The 17117-nt window shown below is 73.4% G+C and carries 15 protein-coding genes; 8 read left to right on the forward strand and 7 right to left on the reverse strand.

The features are described 5' to 3' along the window. Positions 1–5 precede the first annotated feature (5 nt). The gene (trpD, locus tag IF651_RS00645; protein WP_338403683.1) at positions 6–1100 is read left to right on the forward strand and encodes an anthranilate phosphoribosyltransferase; all 1095 of its coding nucleotides are present in this window, start codon (positions 6–8) and stop codon (positions 1098–1100) included. A 34-nt stretch (positions 1101–1134) separates the two neighbouring features. On the opposite strand, the gene IF651_RS00650 is transcribed toward trpD, so the two are convergent. The 3 genes from IF651_RS00650 to IF651_RS00660 all read right to left on the reverse strand — a co-directional run bounded on the left by IF651_RS00650 (position 1135) and on the right by IF651_RS00660 (position 5163). Then, the gene (locus IF651_RS00650) at positions 1135–1416 is read right to left on the reverse strand and encodes an Lrp/AsnC family transcriptional regulator (RefSeq protein ID WP_191827160.1); all 282 of its coding nucleotides are present in this window, start codon (positions 1414–1416) and stop codon (positions 1135–1137) included. After that, positions 1395–3278 carry a DEDD exonuclease domain-containing protein gene (locus IF651_RS00655; RefSeq protein WP_191827161.1) on the reverse strand — a complete coding sequence of 628 codons (1884 nt, stop codon included), beginning with the start codon at positions 3276–3278 and terminating at the stop codon, positions 1395–1397. Before IF651_RS00655 ends, IF651_RS00650 begins: the two co-directional genes overlap by 22 nt. A gap of 67 nt (positions 3279–3345) precedes the next feature. Beyond that, positions 3346–5163 (reverse strand): AMP-dependent synthetase/ligase, encoded by a 1818-nt coding sequence (locus tag IF651_RS00660; protein ID WP_191827162.1) that lies wholly within the window; start codon positions 5161–5163, stop codon positions 3346–3348. Between the two features lie 264 nt (positions 5164–5427). Here IF651_RS00660 and IF651_RS00665 point away from each other — a divergent pair, with 264 nt between their 5' ends. Continuing rightward, a complete protein-coding gene (locus IF651_RS00665; RefSeq protein ID WP_191827163.1) occupies positions 5428–6381 on the forward strand; it encodes an ROK family glucokinase in 954 nt (317 codons plus the stop codon). A 68-nt stretch (positions 6382–6449) separates the two neighbouring features. Here the strand turns inward: IF651_RS00665 and IF651_RS00670 are convergent, their stop codons facing one another. After that, positions 6450–7064 carry a hypothetical protein gene (locus IF651_RS00670; protein ID WP_191827164.1) on the reverse strand — a complete coding sequence of 205 codons (615 nt, stop codon included), beginning with the start codon at positions 7062–7064 and terminating at the stop codon, positions 6450–6452. Between the two features lie 56 nt (positions 7065–7120). Here IF651_RS00670 and IF651_RS00675 point away from each other — a divergent pair, with 56 nt between their 5' ends. The 3 genes from IF651_RS00675 (at position 7121) to IF651_RS00685 (ending at position 10636) form a co-directional block, all read left to right on the forward strand. Beyond that, on the forward strand, positions 7121–7909 hold the full coding sequence (locus tag IF651_RS00675; RefSeq protein WP_241743957.1) for a lysophospholipid acyltransferase family protein: 789 nt from the start codon (positions 7121–7123) through the stop codon (positions 7907–7909). Between the two features lie 134 nt (positions 7910–8043). Continuing rightward, positions 8044–9270, forward strand: coding sequence for a pyrophosphate--fructose-6-phosphate 1-phosphotransferase (locus tag IF651_RS00680; RefSeq protein ID WP_191827165.1), 1227 nt, complete (start codon positions 8044–8046; stop codon positions 9268–9270). A gap of 16 nt (positions 9271–9286) precedes the next feature. Then, on the forward strand, positions 9287–10636 hold the full coding sequence (locus IF651_RS00685; protein WP_191827166.1) for a class II 3-deoxy-7-phosphoheptulonate synthase: 1350 nt from the start codon (positions 9287–9289) through the stop codon (positions 10634–10636). Between the two features lie 63 nt (positions 10637–10699). On the opposite strand, the gene pknB is transcribed toward IF651_RS00685, so the two are convergent. Then, positions 10700–12715 (reverse strand): Stk1 family PASTA domain-containing Ser/Thr kinase, encoded by a 2016-nt coding sequence (gene pknB / locus IF651_RS00690; protein WP_191827167.1) that lies wholly within the window; start codon positions 12713–12715, stop codon positions 10700–10702. Between the two features lie 90 nt (positions 12716–12805). Between pknB and IF651_RS00695 the strand changes: the two genes are divergently transcribed. Then, complete coding sequence (locus IF651_RS00695; RefSeq protein WP_338403684.1) at positions 12806–13249, forward strand: Rv2175c family DNA-binding protein; 444 nt, start codon at positions 12806–12808, stop codon at positions 13247–13249. A gap of 52 nt (positions 13250–13301) precedes the next feature. On the opposite strand, the gene IF651_RS00700 is transcribed toward IF651_RS00695, so the two are convergent. Beyond that, positions 13302–14444: a polyprenyl synthetase family protein gene (locus tag IF651_RS00700; protein ID WP_191827168.1), complete on the reverse strand. Its 1143-nt coding sequence runs from the start codon at positions 14442–14444 to the stop codon at positions 13302–13304. A 23-nt stretch (positions 14445–14467) separates the two neighbouring features. Then, positions 14468–15028, reverse strand: a complete 561-nt coding sequence (locus IF651_RS00705; protein ID WP_191827169.1) for a hypothetical protein — start codon at positions 15026–15028, stop codon at positions 14468–14470. Between the two features lie 150 nt (positions 15029–15178). Between IF651_RS00705 and IF651_RS00710 the strand changes: the two genes are divergently transcribed. Then, positions 15179–16300 (forward strand): DUF4192 domain-containing protein, encoded by a 1122-nt coding sequence (locus IF651_RS00710; protein ID WP_191827170.1) that lies wholly within the window; start codon positions 15179–15181, stop codon positions 16298–16300. A 99-nt stretch (positions 16301–16399) separates the two neighbouring features. Continuing rightward, positions 16400–16780, forward strand: a complete 381-nt coding sequence (locus IF651_RS00715; protein WP_191827171.1) for a universal stress protein — start codon at positions 16400–16402, stop codon at positions 16778–16780. Positions 16781–17117: the final 337 nt, after the last annotated feature.

Genomic DNA, 17117 nt, shown 5'->3' on the forward strand with positions numbered 1-17117 from the left:
ACCTCGTGACCACCACGCCCCACGCCGGAGCCGTCCCCGACAGCGCGACAGGCGAGGCGTTCACCTGGCCGGACCTGCTGACCTCGCTCGTCGCAGGCAACGACCTGGACTCGGCGACCACGTCGTGGGCGATGGACCAGGTGATGTCCGGCGAGGTGTCGCCCGTCCGGCTCGCCAGCTTTCTCGTGGCGCTGCGGGCGAAGGGTGAGACGGTCGACGAGCTGACCGGCCTCGCCGACTCCATGCTCGCGCACGCGAGCCGCTTCACGGTCGACGGTCCGGCGGTCGACATCGTCGGGACGGGTGGCGACCGCGCGCACACGGTGAACGTGTCCACGATGGCGGCCGTCGTCGTCGCCGGGACCGGGACCCTCGTCGTCAAGCACGGGAACCGCGCCGCGACGTCGTCCTCCGGTTCTGCCGACGTGCTCGAGGCGCTGGGCCTGCGTCTCGACCACGGTGCGGGCCGCGTCGCGCAGATCGCCGACGAGGTGGGCATCACGTTCTGCCCCGCGATGGTCTTCCACCCGTCGATGCGCCACGCGGGTGCTGCACGCAAGGAGCTGGGGATCCCCACGGCGTTCAACGTGCTCGGGCCGCTGACGAACCCCGCGCAGCCGCCCGCGAGCGCGATCGGCGTCGCCGACGCCCGGATGGCACCCCTCATCGCCGGCGTCCTCGCCCGCCGGGGCGTCTCCGCGCTCGTCTTCCGGGGCGACGACGGGCTCGACGAGCTCGCCGCGACCAGCAGCGCGACGATCTGGGAGGTGCGGGCAGGCGTCGTGGCCGAGCACCATCTCGACCCGGTGCAGGACCTGGGGCTCGCGCCCATCACGGTGACCGATCTGCGAGGCGCCGACGCGGCCCACAACGCCGAGGTGGTGCACCGGGTCCTCGCGGGGCAGACCGGGCCGGTGCGCGAGACGGTGCTGCTCAACGCAGCCGCCGGGCTCGTGGCCGACGGTCGCCTTCCGGGCACGGGCGACGGCCCGCTGGTCGAGCGGCTGCGCGCCGGGTACGGGCTCGCTGCACGGAGCATCGACACGGGTGCCGCCCGTGACGTGCTCGACCGTTGGGTCGCCGCAGCAGCGCGCGACTGACCGGGCCGGGTCCCGGAGGCTCGCGCGGTCGTGCTCAGTCGTCGAGGCCGAGCGCGAACGCCTGCTCGAGGTCGATCTTCGAGTAGGCCCGGAAGGCGATGAACGTCTCGGTCCGGGCCACTCCCTGGACCTTGCTGATCCGGTCCGCGATGACGTCGGCGAGCTGGTCGTGCTCGTCGACGCGGACGATCGCCACGAGATCGGCCTTGCCGGTCACCGAGTAGACCTCGCTGACCCCGGTGAGGTCCGCCACGTCGGACGCGACCTCGGGGATGCGGGCGGGGTCGGTGTCGATCAGGACGATGGCGGTGAGCATGGTTCCTCCGGGCGGGGGTCGTCGTCAGGCGACCACTCTACGACGACGTCCTGCGCGTCGGACCCGTACCGGGCGCCGTGGACTGCAGTGCTCGCGACCGACCGCACGACCGGTCCGACGGCCGCCGCGAGGTCGACGTGGGAGCGTGCCGAGCGCACGGGGCAGGCCCAGGTCCCGTCGAGCTCGACGAGGCGCACGCCCGGGGACTCCAGCCAGGACAGGACCAGCTCCGCCTCGTGGGGATGGCAGGCCGGGGACGGTGGGACGGGTGGCTCGACGGCCTCGGCGGTCGCGACGAGTGCCGCGACGAGGGGGAGCGGGTCCGCACCGGGCGGGCTCACCCCCGTCGCGGCGAGGCGGGCGTGGCGGACCACGACGATCTCCCACCCGCCGGACCGGGTCGCACGTGCCGCAACCACTTCTCGGCACGCCGCCAGGGCACCGGTTCGTTGCGCTCGTGCGGCGCCGGCGAGGAACGCGCGGAGCCGGTGGGTCACCTCACCGGCCTGCTCGAAGCGCTCGTCGCGTGCGAGCTCGGCGATCCGCTCGCCGAGGGCGCTGACGACAGGAGCGGGGTCGGCCTCGAGCGCGGCGCGCAGCGCCTCGACGACGACGGAGTAGTCGACGTCCACGACCGGGGCCGTGCACGGGGCGCTGCACCTTCCCATCTCGTGCAGCACGCAGGCGCTGGACCCGACACCTGCGACGAGCGGGAGCCGGCGGGTGCACTGGCGGACGGGAAACGCGTCGTGCAGGGCGTCGACGGCGGCCAGCGCCTGCTGCCGAGACGCGAACGGTCCGATGTGCGTGGCGGCGGCCTGCACGTCACGGACGACCGACAGCCGAGGGTACGGCTCGCGGGTCAGCCGCACCCACGGCATGCGCTCGGGGTTGCGCGAGCGGCGGTTGTACCGCGGCGAGTGCTCGGCGATGAGTCGCAGCTCGCGCACCTGCGCCTCGAACGGCGTCGCGCACACCACGGGTGTCACGGCGTGCGCGACGCGCACCATCTCCGTGATGCGGCCCCGCTTCTCGGACCTGGTGAAGTAGGACCGGACGCGACGGCGGATCGAGGTCGAGGTACCGACGTACAGCACCTCGTCGCCCGGCCCGCGGAACAGGTAGACGCCGGGGGAGTCCGGCAGTCCGTCCGCGAGGTGGCGCTTGCGCCGCACGTCCTGCGGCACCGGGTCGGTGGCCCCGGCCAGGTCCTCGAGGTGCGTGACCCCGAGGGGCCCGAGCCGGGCGAGCAGCGCGTGCAGGACGTCGACGGTGGCGCGCGCGTCGGCCAGGGCCCTGTGCTCGGGCGTCACGGTCGCCCGGAAGAGTGCCGCGAGCGTCGAGAGCTTGTGGTTCGGCGCCTCGTCGCGCGTGACGACGCGCCGCGCGAGCGGCACCGTGTCGAGCACCTGGTTGCCCGGCCAGTCGTACCCCGCCGTCCGGCACGCCGCCTTGAGGAACGACACGTCGAACGGTGCGTTGTGCGCGACGAGCACCGCGCCATGCACGAACTCGAGGAACGAGGGCAGCACCGCCTCGATGCGCGGAGCGGTGGACACCATCGAGGACGTGATCCCGGTCAGCCGCGCGACGAACGCCGGGACCAGGTGACCGGGGTCGACGAGCGTCTGGAACTCACCGAGCACCTCGCCGCCGCGGACCTTGACCGCCCCGATCTCGGTGATGCCGCAGTCCGCGGAGGAGCCACCGGTGGTCTCGAGGTCGACGACGACGAACGTCACGTCCTGCAGCGGCGTCCCGAGGTCGTCGAGCGTCGGCTGTACCGGGATGCCGGCGACGGCCGCCGCCGGGGTGCCGGGAACCCGTGCCGTTCCGGGCGCGAGCAGCGGTCCGAGTGACATGGCGGCGACCGTAGCGGTCGCCACCGACACCGGAGCACGCGGCCCGCGCCGGGCACCGTCGGTGACGTCAGGACGTCGCCGCCGGGCCGTCCGCGTAGATCGACTCGACGTCGGCCGTGAAGTCCTTGAGCACCTCGGACCGCTTCACCTTCAAGGACGGGGTGAGGTACCCGTTCTCCACCGTGAAGTCGGTGGCGAGCACGCTGAACTTGCGGATCGACTCGGCGCGCGAGACCGCTTGGTTCGCGCGCGTGACCGCCGCGTCGAGCGCGGCGAGCACGTCAGCGTCCGTCGCGGCGTCCTCGACCGACAGGTCGCCCTTGCCGTGCATCGCCGCCCAGCCCGGCAACCCCTCGGGATCGAGCGTCACGAGCGCACCGATGAAGGGCCGCTGGTCGCCCACGACCACGCACTGCGAGACGAGCGGGTGGGCCCGGATCCGGTCCTCGAGCATGGCGGGTGCGACGTTCTTGCCGCCCGCGGTGACGATGATCTCCTTCTTGCGACCGGTGATGCGCAGGAACCCGTCGTCGTCGAGCGAGCCCAGGTCGCCGGTGCGGAACCAGCCGTCGACGAACGCCTCGCGCGTGGCCTCCTCGTTCCCGTGGTAGCCGCGGAACACGTGGTCGCCCTGGAGCAGGATCTCGCCGTCCTCGGCGATCCTGACCGCGCAGCCGGGCAGCTGGGTGCCGACGGAGCCGATGCGGGTGCTCGACGGCCGGTTCACGCTCGTGGGGGCCGTGGTCTCGGTCAGGCCGTAGCCCTCGAGGATGCGGACGCCGATCCCACGGTAGAAGTGCCCGAGCCGTTCGCCCAGGGGCGCTCCGCCGGAGACGGCGTAGCGCGCCTGACCCCCGAGCGCGTGGCGAAGCTTGCCGAACACGAGCACGTCCGCGACCTTGTGCCGCAGCCGGAGCCCGAGCCCCGGCCCGCTCGGGTCGTCCAGCGCCCGGGAGTACGCGATCGCCGTCGCGGCGGCCCAGTGGAAGATCTTCAGCTTTCCGCCCGCCGCGGCCTTCTGCTCGGACGAGTTGTAGACCTTCTCGAACACGCGCGGCACGGACAGCAGGTACGTCGGCCTGAACGTACCGAGATCGTCCAGCAGGTCCTTCGTGTCCGGCGTGTGCCCGAGCACCGTCCCGCCGGCGACGACCAGCACCCCGATGAAGCGTGCGAAGACGTGCGCGAGCGGCATGAACAGCAGGGTGCGCGCGCCGTCGTGCTTGAAGACCTCCGGGACCGCCTCCACCGCGTTGACCGTGAGCGAGCAGAAGTTCTCGTGGGTCAGCTCCGCGCCCTTGGGTCGACCGGTCGTGCCCGAGGTGTAGATGATCGTCGCGACGTCGTCGAGGTTCGCGAGCGCGCGCCGACGGGTGATCTCGTCGGCACCGACCTGCTCGCCCTCCGCTCGTAGCGTGGCGATCGCGCCGTCGTCGATGACGAGGACGTCGGTGAGCGACGGTGCCTGGTCGCGGACCTGGGCCACGGTCGCCTGGTGATCGGGTGTCTCGACCACCAGCAGCCGCACGTCGGCGTCCGTGAGGATCCACTGCACCTGCTCTGCGCTCGATGTCTCGTAGACGGGCACCGAGACCGCGCCGGCGGCCCACACGGCCCAGTCCAGCAGCGTCCACTCGTAGCGCGTGCGCGACATGATGCCGACGCGGTCGCCCGGCCCGACGCCGCGCGCGACCAGCCCCTTCGCGGTCGCGACGACCTCGGCGTCGAGCTCGCGCGCCGCGATGGGCCGCCAGCCGTCTCCTGAGGCGTCGCGCACCTCGACCATCGTGGCGGAGGGGTCGGCCGCGACGCGGGTCGCGAACAGGTCGTTGAGGTTCGACGCGGGGTCGAGCTCGACGATCCGAGGGGCGGAGATCTCGTCCATGCTGGCTCCAGTGGCAGTAGTCGACGGTGGGAGAACCCTACCCATGGGACGGGTGTGCCCGGGACCTGCCCGAGTCGGTAGGCTTCACCTGCTGTGCGCTGCTTGCGCAACGTTTCACCTGCGCGAGAAGTTCCGTCCGAGGTCGTCCCGCGGGCGACTGCACCGGCCCGCCGCGGTCGCCGGTCAGCCGCGCTGGTCGCCACTGAGGACCCCGGCGTCGGCGAAGACCTTGGGCCAGCGATACCTAGCGAGTGAGGACGGGACATGCACGCGATCGGTGTGGACATCGGCGGGACGAAGATCGCGGCGGGGGTCGTCGACGACGAGGGGCGGATCCTCGCCTCCACGCGCCGCGACACCGCCCCCGACGACGTCGCGAGCATCGACCAGGCGATCGCCGAGGTCTACCAGGAGCTGTCCGCGGACCACGAGGTCGGGGCCATGGGGCTCGCCGCCGCCGGGTTCGTCAGCCCGGACCGGACGTCCGTCCTCTTCGCACCCAACATCGCGTGGCGCGAGTACCCGCTCGCGCAGCGGGTCCGCGAGCTCCTCCCGGACGGCGGCGGTGACGTGCAGATCGTCGTCGAGAACGACGCGAACGCGGCGGGCTGGGCCGAGTTCCGCTTCGGCGTCGGGCGCGACGCCACCGACATGCTCATGCTGACCGTCGGGACCGGGCTCGGCGGCGCGATCATCTCGGAGCGCGAGCTGGTGCGCGGCAAGTGGGGTGCCGCTGCCGAGGTCGGGCACATGCGGGTGGTCCCCGAGGGGCACTACTGCGGGTGCGGGCACGAGGGGTGCTGGGAGCAGTACGCGTCGGGCACGGCGCTCGTGCGCGACGGGCAGAGCGCCGTGATCTCCCAGCCGGGCCGGGCCGCGCGACTTCTCGAGCTGTGCGGGGGCGACGAGCACAAGCTCACCGGGCCGCAGATCACCCAGGCCGCGCAGGAGGGCGACGGGCTCGCCGTCGAGCTGCTCGCCACGCTCGGCCGGTGGATCGGGGAGGGGGCTGCGTCCGTGACCGCGCTGCTCGATCCGGAGCTCATCGTCATCGGCGGCGGCGTCGGCGCCGCCGGCGACCTCCTGCTGCAGCCGGTGCGCAAGGCCTTCGCCGACCAGCTCTCGGCCCGCGGGCACCGACCCGAGGCGCAGATCGAGCTCGCGGAGCACGGCAACGAGGCGGGCATGGTCGGCGCGGCCGACCTCGCGCGCCGCTGACGGGACCGCCCGTCGGCGTCGCCGCCCGCTCGTCTCCCGGCGCGTCGCCGCGCCGCCGGGCCGGTCCGTCAGACGACCGCGCCCGGACCGCGGTCGTCGTCGCGGTGGTGCGGCATGCGCCACAGCAGGACGGCGAGGCCGGCGAGGAACAGCCCGATCCCGACCTGGGCCGCGATCACGGGGAACGGCCGGGCGACGACGAGCAGCACGAGCAGCACGAGCGGGACGCCGGCGACGACCGTCCACGCCATCGTCAGCAGCGGGTCGCGGCCCAGGACGAGCGGCGGGTCCGGCGGCACGAAGTGGCTCTCGGCCTCCTCCAGGTCCTCGATCTCCGGCGTCGTCGGCGAGTCGCGCGGGCCGCTCGCCCGCACCCAGGGTGCCCTGGGGATCGAGCCGAGCGGATCGCCCGGGGCGCGCGTCCCGGGCGCCGTCGGGCCGCGGCCCTCGCCCTCTGGCGAGCGCGCCGGGCCGTCGAGACCGGACAGGTCCGACAGCTCCGCGACGATGCCTGCCCACTGCCGGTCGACGTCGAGCGCGGGGTCGTCGTCGGGGGGGCCGGACGAGGGCGTCGGGTCCGAGGTGTCGTCGTCCCGTGGCGGACGGGGTCCGGTCGGGTCGTCCGGGCGCTCGGGGACGTCGTCGTCTCGTCCAGTGCCGTGGTCGGCATTCGGTGCGGCCATGACATTCACTCTAGAGTCGGTCGCAGGTCCCGCGCTGCGGACCACGAGGAGGAACGTTGTTCTACTGGTTCATGAAGCAGGTGATGGTCGGCCCGCTCCTGCGGCTGCTGTACCGTCCCTGGACGCGCGGCGTGGAGAACGTGCCCGACGAGGGCGGTGCGATCCTCGCGAGCAACCACCTCGCGGTCATCGACTCGTTCATCCTCCCGCTCGTGCTCGGGCGCAAGGTGCAGTTCCTCGGCAAGTCCGACTACTTCACGGGGACCGGGGTCAAGGGCCGTCTGACGGCAGGCTTCATGCGCGGCGTCGGGACGATCCCGGTCGACCGCTCCGGCGGCAAGGCGAGCGAGGCCGCCCTCGACACGGGACTGCGCGTGCTGCGTGAGGGCGAGCTCTTCGGGATCTATCCCGAGGGGACCCGCAGCCCGGACGGCCGGCTGTACCGCGGCAAGACCGGGGTGGCGCGCCTCGCGCTGGAGTCGGGCGCGCCGGTGGTCCCCGTCGCCATGGTCGGGACGGACATCGCCCAGCCCATCGGGAAGGTGATCCCGACCCCGATGCGCATCGGCATCGTCATCGGCGAGCCCCTCGACTTCTCGCGGTACCGCGGGATGGAGAGCGACCGCTTCATCCTGCGTTCCGTCGCCGACGAGATCCAGTACGCGATCATGGGGCTCTCGGGCCAGGAGTACGTCGACGTGTACGCCGCCACGGCGAAGGCCCGCATCGCGGCCGGTCACGGCGGGCCGGCCGGCCCGTCCGGCGTCGCCCCGGGCGGGCGCCCCGCCCCGGACGTCCAGGTTCCGGAACCCCCGCAGCCGCCGTCTGCGACATCAGTAGACTGAGCCCGGCGCGCCGGTCCTGACCTGATGGCCCCGTGGTCGCAGGAGCTCACAGGTGGTCGCCGAGGCCACACCGTGCTCGGCGGTCCGGTCCCGGGCGCCAGCGCATCCCGTCCTACGAGAGGTCCTGAGTTCACATGTCGGTTCGTCGCGTCGCCCTCCTCACCGCGGGCGGCTTCGCCCCGTGCCTGTCCTCCGCCGTCGGTGGCCTGATCGAGCGGTACACGGAGCTCGACCCCGAGATCGAGATCATCGCCTACCAGCACGGCTACCACGGTCTGCTGACCGGGACCAAGATCGTCGTCGACGCCGAGGGCCGCGCGAAGGCCGGCATCCTGCACCGCTTCGGCGGCTCTCCGATCGGCAACTCGCGCGTGAAGCTCACCAACGCGAAGGACTGCGTCAGGCGTGGACTGGTCGCCGAGGGCGAGGACCCGCTCCAGGTCGCGGCCGAGCGGCTCAAGACCGACGGCGTCGACGTCCTGCACACCATCGGCGGCGACGACACGAACACGACCGCCGCGGACCTCGCGGCCTACCTGCACGACAACGGCTACGAGCTCACGGTCGTCGGCCTGCCCAAGACGATCGACAACGACGTCGTGCCGATCAAGCAGTCGCTCGGTGCGTGGACCGCGGCCGAGGAGGCCGCCGGCTTCGCCGCGAACGTCATCGGCGAGCACCGTTCCGGGCCGCGGATGCTCATCGTCCACGAGGTCATGGGACGCCACTGCGGGTGGCTCACGGCAGCCTCGGCGGCCGAGTACCGCAAGTGGCTCGACGCGCAGGAGTGGGTCCCGAGCCTCGGCCTGTCGCGCGAGCGCTGGGACGTGCACGCCGTCTTCGTGCCCGAGCTCGCACTCGACCTCGAGGGAGAGGCAGCGCGGCTCAAGGGCATCATGGACACGCAGGGCAACGTCAACATCTTCCTGTCCGAGGGTGCGGGCATGCACGAGATCGTCGCGCAGCTCGAGGCGGCCGGCGAGACCGTGGAGCGGGACCCGTTCGGGCACGTCAAGCTCGACACGATCAATCCCGGCCAGTGGTTCGCGAAGCAGTTCGCCGAGAAGCTGGGTGCCGAGAAGGTCATGGTGCAGAAGTCCGGCTACTACTCGCGTGCCGCCGCCGCGAACGCCGAGGACCTGCGTCTCATCAAGTCCATGACGGACCTCGCGGTGGAGTGCGCGCTGCGCGGCGAGTCCGGTGTCATCGGCCACGACGAGGAGGACGGCGACCGCCTGCGCGCCATCGAGTTCCCGCGCATCGCGGGCGGCAAGGCCTTCGACGTCTCCCAGCCCTGGTTCGGCTCGCTGCTCGAGGGCATCGGCCAGCCGCTGGTGCCCGCGGCACCGGCAGCACACTGACGGCGAGAGCGCTCCGATGACCACCACGAGCGAGCCGGAGGTCGACCCCGGGCTGGACAACTTCCGGTCCCTGGTCGCGCTCCAGCAGCCCACCTGGCCGGACGCGAGCGCCCTGGTCGCGGCACGCGAGCAGCTCGCTGCCTCCGCGCCGCTCGTGGTGCCCGCGGCGTCGGACACGCTGCGCTCCCGCCTCGCAGCCGCCTCGCGCGGCGAGGCGTTCCTGCTCCAGGGCGGGGACTGCGCCGAGACCTTCGCCGAGGCGAACGCCGACCGGATCCGCAACAAGATCCGCACCATTCTCCAGATGGCCGTCATCCTCACGCACGGCGCGAGCATGCCGGTCGTCAAGATGGGCCGGATGGCGGGGCAGTACGCGAAGCCGCGCAGCTCGGACGACGAGACGCGCGACGGCGTCACCCTGCCCGCCTACCGGGGCGACATGATCAACGGGCACGCCTTCACGCCCGGGTCGCGGGTCCCGGACCCGCAGCGGCTCGTCGACGCCTACCGGATCTCGGCCGCGACGTGGAACGTCGTGCGCGCGTTCACGACCGGCGGCTTCGCGGACCTGCGGCAGGTCCACGAGTGGAACCGCGGGTTCATGCGCAACCCGGCGTACGCGCGGTACGAGCGCACGGCGTCGGAGATCGATCGCGCGATCCGCTTCATGGACGCGTGCGGGGCGGACTTCGACGCGCTGCGCACGGTCGAGTTCTTCGTGAGCCACGAGGCGCTCGTGCTCGACTACGAGCGCGCGCTGACCCGGTTCGACTCGCGCACGGGCGACCCGTACGACACCTCGGGGCACTTCCTGTGGATCGGAGAGCGCACGCGTCAGCTCGACGGGGCGCACGTCGACTTCCTCTCCCGGATCGCCAATCCCATCGGGGTCAAGCTCGGTCCGACCACGAGCCCCGACGACGCGCTCGCACTGGCGCGGCGGCTCAACCCCGACGACGAGCCGGGCCGGCTGACGTTCATCACACGCATGGGTGCGGGTCGCATCCGCGAGGCGCTGCCTCCGCTGGTGGAGGCCGTCGCGCGCGAGGGCATCACCGTGACCTGGGTGACGGACCCGATGCACGGCAACACGATCACCTCGGACAGCGGGTACAAGACTCGACGCTTCGACGACGTGCTCGACGAGGTCCGCGGATTCTTCGAGGTGCACCGTGCCGCGGGCACCGTTCCCGGGGGGCTGCACGTCGAGCTCACCGGTGATGACGTCACCGAGGTCCTGGGCGGGAGCGAGGAGATCGACGACGCGGGCCTCGCCCTGCGGTACGAGACGCTCGTCGACCCCCGGCTCAACCACCAGCAGTCTCTCGAGATGGCCTTCCAGGTCGCGGAGATGCTGCGGCGCTGAGCGAGCCCGGCCGGGCGACGGGCAGGCCGCGAACGCGTCCTGACGTCTGTGCACGATGACCCGTCAGAACACGTTGATGACGATCGTCGAGCCCTTCGGCGCCGTCTCGTCGTCCCCGCCCGGCGGGTCCTGGGCGTAGACGATGTTGAGCGGGCTGATGCCCTGCGGGTGCCGGACCTCGACCTCGAACCCGGCGTCCTTCAACGCCTTCTCCGCCGACCTCACGTTCTGCCCGTACGTGTCCGGCACCTCGACGAGCGGTGGCCCGAGCGAGATGACGATCGTCACGGGGTCGGTGCGGTGCGCGTCGGTTCCCTGGCCGGGATCCTGGCTGATGACCCGGCCTGCCGCGACGTCCTCGGAGTGCTCCTCCGTCACGTCGACCACGAGACCCTCGTCCTCGAGCGCGGCGACGGCGTCGCCCTTCTCCGACCCGGTGACCTGGGGGACCACGACGGGTGCCGGGCCGGAGGAGACGGTCAGCACGACCGCCGTGTCGTGCGGGATCTCGGCACCGGCCTCGAGCGACTCACCGTCGCCGTCGCTGACCGCCATCACCTCGCCCGCCGGGACGGCGTCGTCCGCCGTGGCACGGGGCTCGGCGACCACGATGTCCGCGCCCTCGAGCGCGGTGGTCGCCACGACCTGGGTCGACCCCACGAGGTCGCCCGGCACGGTGAGCATCCGCACGCCCTGCGAGACCACGAGGCGGACGTCGCCGTCCTTGCGCACCGCCTCGCCGGCCGCGGGGACCGTCGCGACCACCTCTCCTGCCGGGACGTCGTCGTCGTAGCGTCCCTCGACCGAGTGACCGAGCTCGATCGCCTCGAGGTCGGACTCCGCCTCGGCCTGGGGTACGCCGGTCAGATCGGGCGGCACGGTCGTGAAGGCCCCGGGACCGGACGTGAACCACCACGCGGCGCCACCCCCGCCGGCCGCCAGGACCGCGAGCACGACCAGGGTCCAGACCACCGCTCGCGTCCCGCGCCGTCGTCGGGCCGGGACGGGCCTCGGCCGAGGTGCCGGGCCGGGGCGGGTCGTCGGCGGGGTGAGATGTCCGACGGAGAGCGGCTCCGTCAGCCCTGCCGCCTCGCGGTCCTGGGCACTCAGGGCGGTCAGGGACGCCGTCGGCACGAGGCCGTCGGAGCCGGACGCCGTCCCCGCCGTCGCGATGACGCGCCCGTCGGCCGCAGGTGGCGTCGCCCGCCGACCGAGGTCCGCGGGGGAGAGCCCTGCTCGTGCCCTGCGCACGAGCGAGAGCGCCGCGCCCGCGTCGACGGGCCGGTCGGCGGGGTCACGCGCGGTGAGTGCGCACACCAGGTCGTCGATCTCGGCCGGGATCCACGGCGCGGACTGCGACGGTGCAGGAACGTCGTTGTTCACGTGCTGGAACGCGACCTGGATCGGGGCGGAGCCGACGTGCGGGACGGTCCCGAGGAGCATCTCGTAGGCCAGGACACCGAGGCTGTACACGTCGCTGCGTGCGTCGCAGGTCCCGGTGCTGATGAGCTCCGGGGACAGGTAGGCCACCGTGCCGAGGAGCGTCCCGGTCGTCGTGGACGTGACCTCGTTCACAGCCCGGGCCAGGCCGAAGTCGGTGAGCTTGACCCGCCCGTCGGTGTCGATGAGGACGTTCTCGGGCTTGACGTCGCGGTGGACGAGCCCGGCACGGTGCGCGGCGGCCAGGGCGTCGAGCATGTCCGCGAGGAGGTCGAGGGCCTGTCCGAGCGGCAGGGTCCCTTCGGTGAGCAGCACGCGCCGCAGGTTGGAGCCGGCGACGTACTCCATCGTCAGGTAGCTGGTGTCGCCGTCGAGACCCTGGTCGTAGACCGCGACCAGGCCCGGGTGCGTCAGACGCGCGGCCGCGCGGGCCTCGCGCCGGAACCGCGCGACGAAGTCCGCGCCGCTCGTACCCTCGGCGAGGTGCGGGTGCATGATCTTCACCGCGACCCGGCGGTCGAGCCGCCGGTCGTTCGCGAGGTAAACCGTCGCCATGCCGCCACGGGCGATCCGCGACACGACCTCGTAGCGCCCGTCGACCAGGCGGCCTACGAGCGGGTCGGTCGTCACGGTGGTCACGGCCCGATTCTAGGCGGCGCACCGCGTTTCGGTGGCGAACCCGGGCGCGGGTGTCGCCAGGGCGCCGCGGGACGCACGTAGGCTAGCGCCGTGGACGATCCTCAGACGAACGCAGCAGTCGCGGGCCCCGACCGTGCCGACCTCGACGAGCTCGTGGGCGAGTGGCTGTCGCTCCCGGACGTGGCCCAGGCCCTGGGGACCGACGTCACGCGGGCCCGCAGCATCGTCCAGGACCGTCGCATCGTCGGTGTGCGCCGCGGCGAGCGCCCGACCTTCCAGGTGCCCGCCAGGTTCCTGGTCCCGTTCCACCTGATCGACCCCTCCCACGCACGCCGTCCCGACGACGACGGCCGGCTGGGCGTGCTCGCGAGCCTGCAGGGCACGATCGTCCTGCTCGCGGACGCCGGGTTCGACGACGCCGCGATCATCGAGTGGCTCTTCACCCCCGACGCCGAGCTGGGGGAGTCCCCGCTCGACGCCCTGATCGCGGGCCGCAAGTCCCACGTGCGACGCGTGGCCCAGACGCTCGCCTGATCGGGGACGGCGGGGACGGCGGGGACGCCGGGGGACCCGGCCGCCGGCCGCCCTACGCCCTGCGCCGCACCGCGGCGTCCGCGAGCTCGCGCAGGACGCCCGCCCCGGGCTGCCCGAGGGCCGCCGCGTCGAGCGCGTCCTCCGCCTGCCGGGTGAGGTCGTCGATCAGGGCCTCGACCTCGTCGAGCGCGCCCGTGGTGACGATGACCTCGCGGATCCGCTCGACGGTGACGGCGTCCAGGTGCGGGTCTCCGAGGTGGGTGCGCAGGAGCTCGCGACCGGAGGGGTCCGCGCGATCGAGCGCTCGCAGGACCAGCACGGTCCGTTTGCCCTCGCGCAGGTCGTCACCGGCAGGCTTTCCTGTCACCCGCGAGTCGCCGAACACCCCCAGCACGTCGTCGCGCAGCTGGAAGGCCTCGCCGAGCGGCAGCCCGAACTCGCGGACCGCGCGGATCGCGACCTCGTCCGCCCCGGCGAGGGCGGCGCCCAGCGCGAGAGGATTCTCGACGCTGTAGCGCGCGGACTTGGCGCGGATCACGGCCCGTGCGCGCTGCTCGAGCTCGGCGGTGCCGGCGTCCCAGGGCAGGACCTGCGCATGCATGTCGAGGTACTGCCCTGCGGTCACCTCGGTCTGCATCCGCCCGAACACGCCGCGCGCGCCCGCTCTGATCGTGCCGGGCAGCCCGGCCGTCGCGTCCCCGAGCTCGCGATGGCTCGCGATGAGCGCGAGGTCCCCGAGCAGGATGGCCGTGCTCTGCCCGTAGCGGTCCCCGTCCCCTGTCCAACCGCGGTCGCGGTGCAGCGCGGTGAACGCGCGGTGCGCCGTCGGGCGACCGCGACGCGTGTCCGAGGCGTCCATGACGTCGTCGTGGAAGAGCGCTGCGGCCTGGAAGAGCTCGAGCGCCGCGCCCGCTCGCAGCGCGACCTCGCGCATGCCGTCGTCCTGCCGGTCGCCGCCGTACGCGCGCCAGGACCAGTAGCAGAAGGCCGCGCGCAGCCTCTTCCCACCGCTCAGCAGCTCGCTCGTCGCGTCGACGAGGGGCGCGCAGTCCGGGTGGGTCGCCGCGAGCTCGGCGGCCAGCTCACCGACGCACCGGGACAGGGCGTCGTCGACCCCGGCGCGCACGCCTTCGCGGTCGAGGAGGGCGGCGCGACCTCCGGAGGGGTCGAAGGTCGGCGGGTTGGGCGTCGGCACACCCGCAGCCTAGGCGACGTGCGTCAGTCCGACGCGACCTGGCCGCTGATGGTCACGAGGCGCTCGTCGCCGTCGTCGAACACCCCGACGGCGACCGACTGGGCCGCTGCGTCGTCCTCCTGGGGGCCGAGGAACGTCGTGAGCGCGGTGAGCGCGCTGGCCTCCTTGCTGGGCGAGACGGTGAACCCGGCCTCGTCCAGGGCCGCCGCGTAGTAGTCCGTGACCTCGTCGACCTCGTCCGGCGTGCGCAGGTTGAGGGTGATCTGCACGACGCCGTCGCCGGGCGCTGCCGAGCTCGCCAGCACCTCCGCGCCCGGGGGCACGGGGACGACGTCGGCCGGGAAGCCGTCCGCGAGGTCACCCACGCGTGACGTGGCGTCGTACTCCGGCAAGGGGGTGCCCTCCGTCCGGGACCGGTTCTCGTCGGTTCGGGACGTCGCTGCGTCGGGGGTGGGATCGTCGGCCGCCGAGGGCGAGCACGCGCCCAGGCCGCCCGCCAGGGCGCACACCGCGACGAGCGTGACCGCTCGCGAGACGCGCCGACGCGCGGCAGGGCGAGGCGGAGTGTCCTGGCGGGTCGGCACGTCGCACACGGTAGCCACCGCTGGACCGTTGAACCAGCAGCGTGCAGCGAAGACCACAGACCCGGCGCCCGTGCGCGGACCGGGTGCGTCCGTCCACAGGCCGCCGGCGGCCCTCGCGAGCGACGTCTCGTGCAGGCTGAGATGGTTCCCATGACGACACTGATCCGGGCCAAGGGCCCCCGCGAGCTCCTCGCCTACGTCCCCTTCCGACTCGGCTACCGCCCGCAGGACTCCGTCGTCCTCGTCGGGCTGCGCGCCCCGCGCGGCCGCGTGGGCCTCGTGGTGCGGGTCGACGTCGGCGACCTGGCCGACCTGCACGACGGGCCGCAGGTGGCGCGTTCCGTCGTCGGGCACCTCGTCGCGGACGGGGCCGAGCGCGTGGTGCTCGCCGTCTACTCGGAGGTGCCGCTGCGCGGGCCCGCGGCGACCGCCGTCCGCGAACGCGCGGCGGTCGAGCACGCGCGCGAGGCGTGCGAGTCCCTGCTCGGCCCCACGGAGGCGTGGGCGGTCTCGCCGACGGGGTGGGCGAACCTCGACTGCACGGACGCGTCGTGTTGCCCGCCCGCCGGCCGCGCGCTGCAGGACCTGGAGTCGTCCGAGGTCAGTGCCCACATGGTCCTCGCGGGCGCGGGCGTCGCGGACTCCCGGGAGGACGCGATGCGCATCCCGCGCGCGACGCCGACGGCTCGCCGCCGTGCGGGTCGGGCGGCCGGCGCGGCGCGGGAACGGAGGGAACGGGCGCGCACGGAGGACGAACGCCGTGCCTGGCGCGAGAGCTCGCTCGGCGCATGGCGCGCTGCCGTCACCCAGGTGGGCGCGACGCCAGGACCCACCGACCTCCCGGGGGCGCTCGTCGGACGCGTCCTGGCGGGGCTCGAGTGCGTCCCCGTGCGCGACGCCGTGCTCGTCTCGCTGGTCGAGGCGACCGGGGAGCTGGCGGACGAGACGGTGCGGGGCGGCGACGTCGACGACGGGACGGCCGACGCGATCGCGCGGGTCGTCGACCCGGTGCTGGGTGCACGACCCGACCAGCACGTCGTCGAGACCGCCCGCAGGGTGCTGGAGACCGCGGCGGGGCACGCCGTCCGTGGTCGGGCCGCACCCGCGCTGACTCTCCTGGCGTTCGTGGCGTGGTGGGAGGGGGACGGCGGTCGGGCGTCGCAGCGGCTTCGCGAGGCACTGGCGCAGGATCCTCGGTACCGGCTCGCGCTCCTCCTCGCGAGCGCCGTCGACGCGGGCCTGCCGCCGGGCTGGGTGCGGTCCGGTGGATGACCGATGCTGGGGCGGGCGTGGTTCGGGTACGGTCGGCGGGTACGCGACCGGTACCGTCCGGCCGCTCGCCACCGACGCTCTCTCCCGCGGAGGACTGCCATGACCGTCGTCGTCGCCCAGCTGAGCACCCCCGAGGGGCGCGAGGCGCTGTCCACCGCGGCGGCCGAGGCGGTGCGCAGGCACGTCGACCTCGCCGTCGTCGTGGCCGACACGCAGGACCCGAGCGACGCCGACGCGGACGGCCTCGACGAGGTCACGGCTCGGGTGGCCGACGGCGGCACGACCCTGGTCCGCCACCCGGCGACGGGCGACCTGGCGGAGGACCTGGTCGCCGTCGCCGAGAGCACCGGGGCAGAGCTCATCGTGATCGGGCTGCGTCGTCGCAGTCCGGTCGGCAAGCTGATCCTCGGGACGAACGCGCAGCGCATCCTCCTCGACGCACCCTGCCCCGTGCTCGCGGTCAAGCCCGAGCGCCCCTGACCCCGTACGCCCGTCACCCCGCACCCCGCAACGGGCCCCCGCGGGTGAGGGCTCGCGAGGGGAATAGCCCGGCCGGACGACGCGTTGGATCGACTGACACTCACCGGGAGCCTGCAGCGCATCGTCGCACCGGCCCCGCGACGCGCTCGACGGCGTGTCGTCGGGTCATGAGTCGTGTCGCGGCGTCCGCTGCCGGGATCGTCGGTACAATAGAGGTGTCCACCCCGAGCCCGTGAGTCGCACGTCGGTCCGGACCGTGTTCGACCCAGGTCCGTCCCCGTCCTCAGCTCATCGCTCCGCTCCGGTGGTACCACCGCCCCCAAGATTGCCGAAAGGT

The organism is Cellulosimicrobium arenosum (genome assembly GCF_014837295.1).
Taxonomy (GTDB): domain Bacteria; phylum Actinomycetota; class Actinomycetes; order Actinomycetales; family Cellulomonadaceae; genus Cellulosimicrobium; species Cellulosimicrobium arenosum.

Coding starts and splice junctions, on each gene's coding strand:
- IF651_RS00685 (WP_191827166.1), top strand. CDS start 9,287: ATGACCACCACGAGCGAGCCGGAGGTCGACCCCGGGCTGGACAACTTC.
- IF651_RS00660 (WP_191827162.1), bottom strand. CDS start 5,163: ATGGACGAGATCTCCGCCCCTCGGATCGTCGAGCTCGACCCCGCGTCG.
- IF651_RS00655 (WP_191827161.1), bottom strand. CDS start 3,278: ATGTCACTCGGACCGCTGCTCGCGCCCGGAACGGCACGGGTTCCCGGC.
- IF651_RS00665 (WP_191827163.1), top strand. CDS start 5,428: ATGCACGCGATCGGTGTGGACATCGGCGGGACGAAGATCGCGGCGGGG.
- IF651_RS00680 (WP_191827165.1), top strand. CDS start 8,044: ATGTCGGTTCGTCGCGTCGCCCTCCTCACCGCGGGCGGCTTCGCCCCG.
- IF651_RS00650 (WP_191827160.1), bottom strand. CDS start 1,416: ATGCTCACCGCCATCGTCCTGATCGACACCGACCCCGCCCGCATCCCC.
- IF651_RS00710 (WP_191827170.1), top strand. CDS start 15,179: ATGACGACACTGATCCGGGCCAAGGGCCCCCGCGAGCTCCTCGCCTAC.
- IF651_RS00715 (WP_191827171.1), top strand. CDS start 16,400: ATGACCGTCGTCGTCGCCCAGCTGAGCACCCCCGAGGGGCGCGAGGCG.
- IF651_RS00670 (WP_191827164.1), bottom strand. CDS start 7,064: ATGGCCGCACCGAATGCCGACCACGGCACTGGACGAGACGACGACGTC.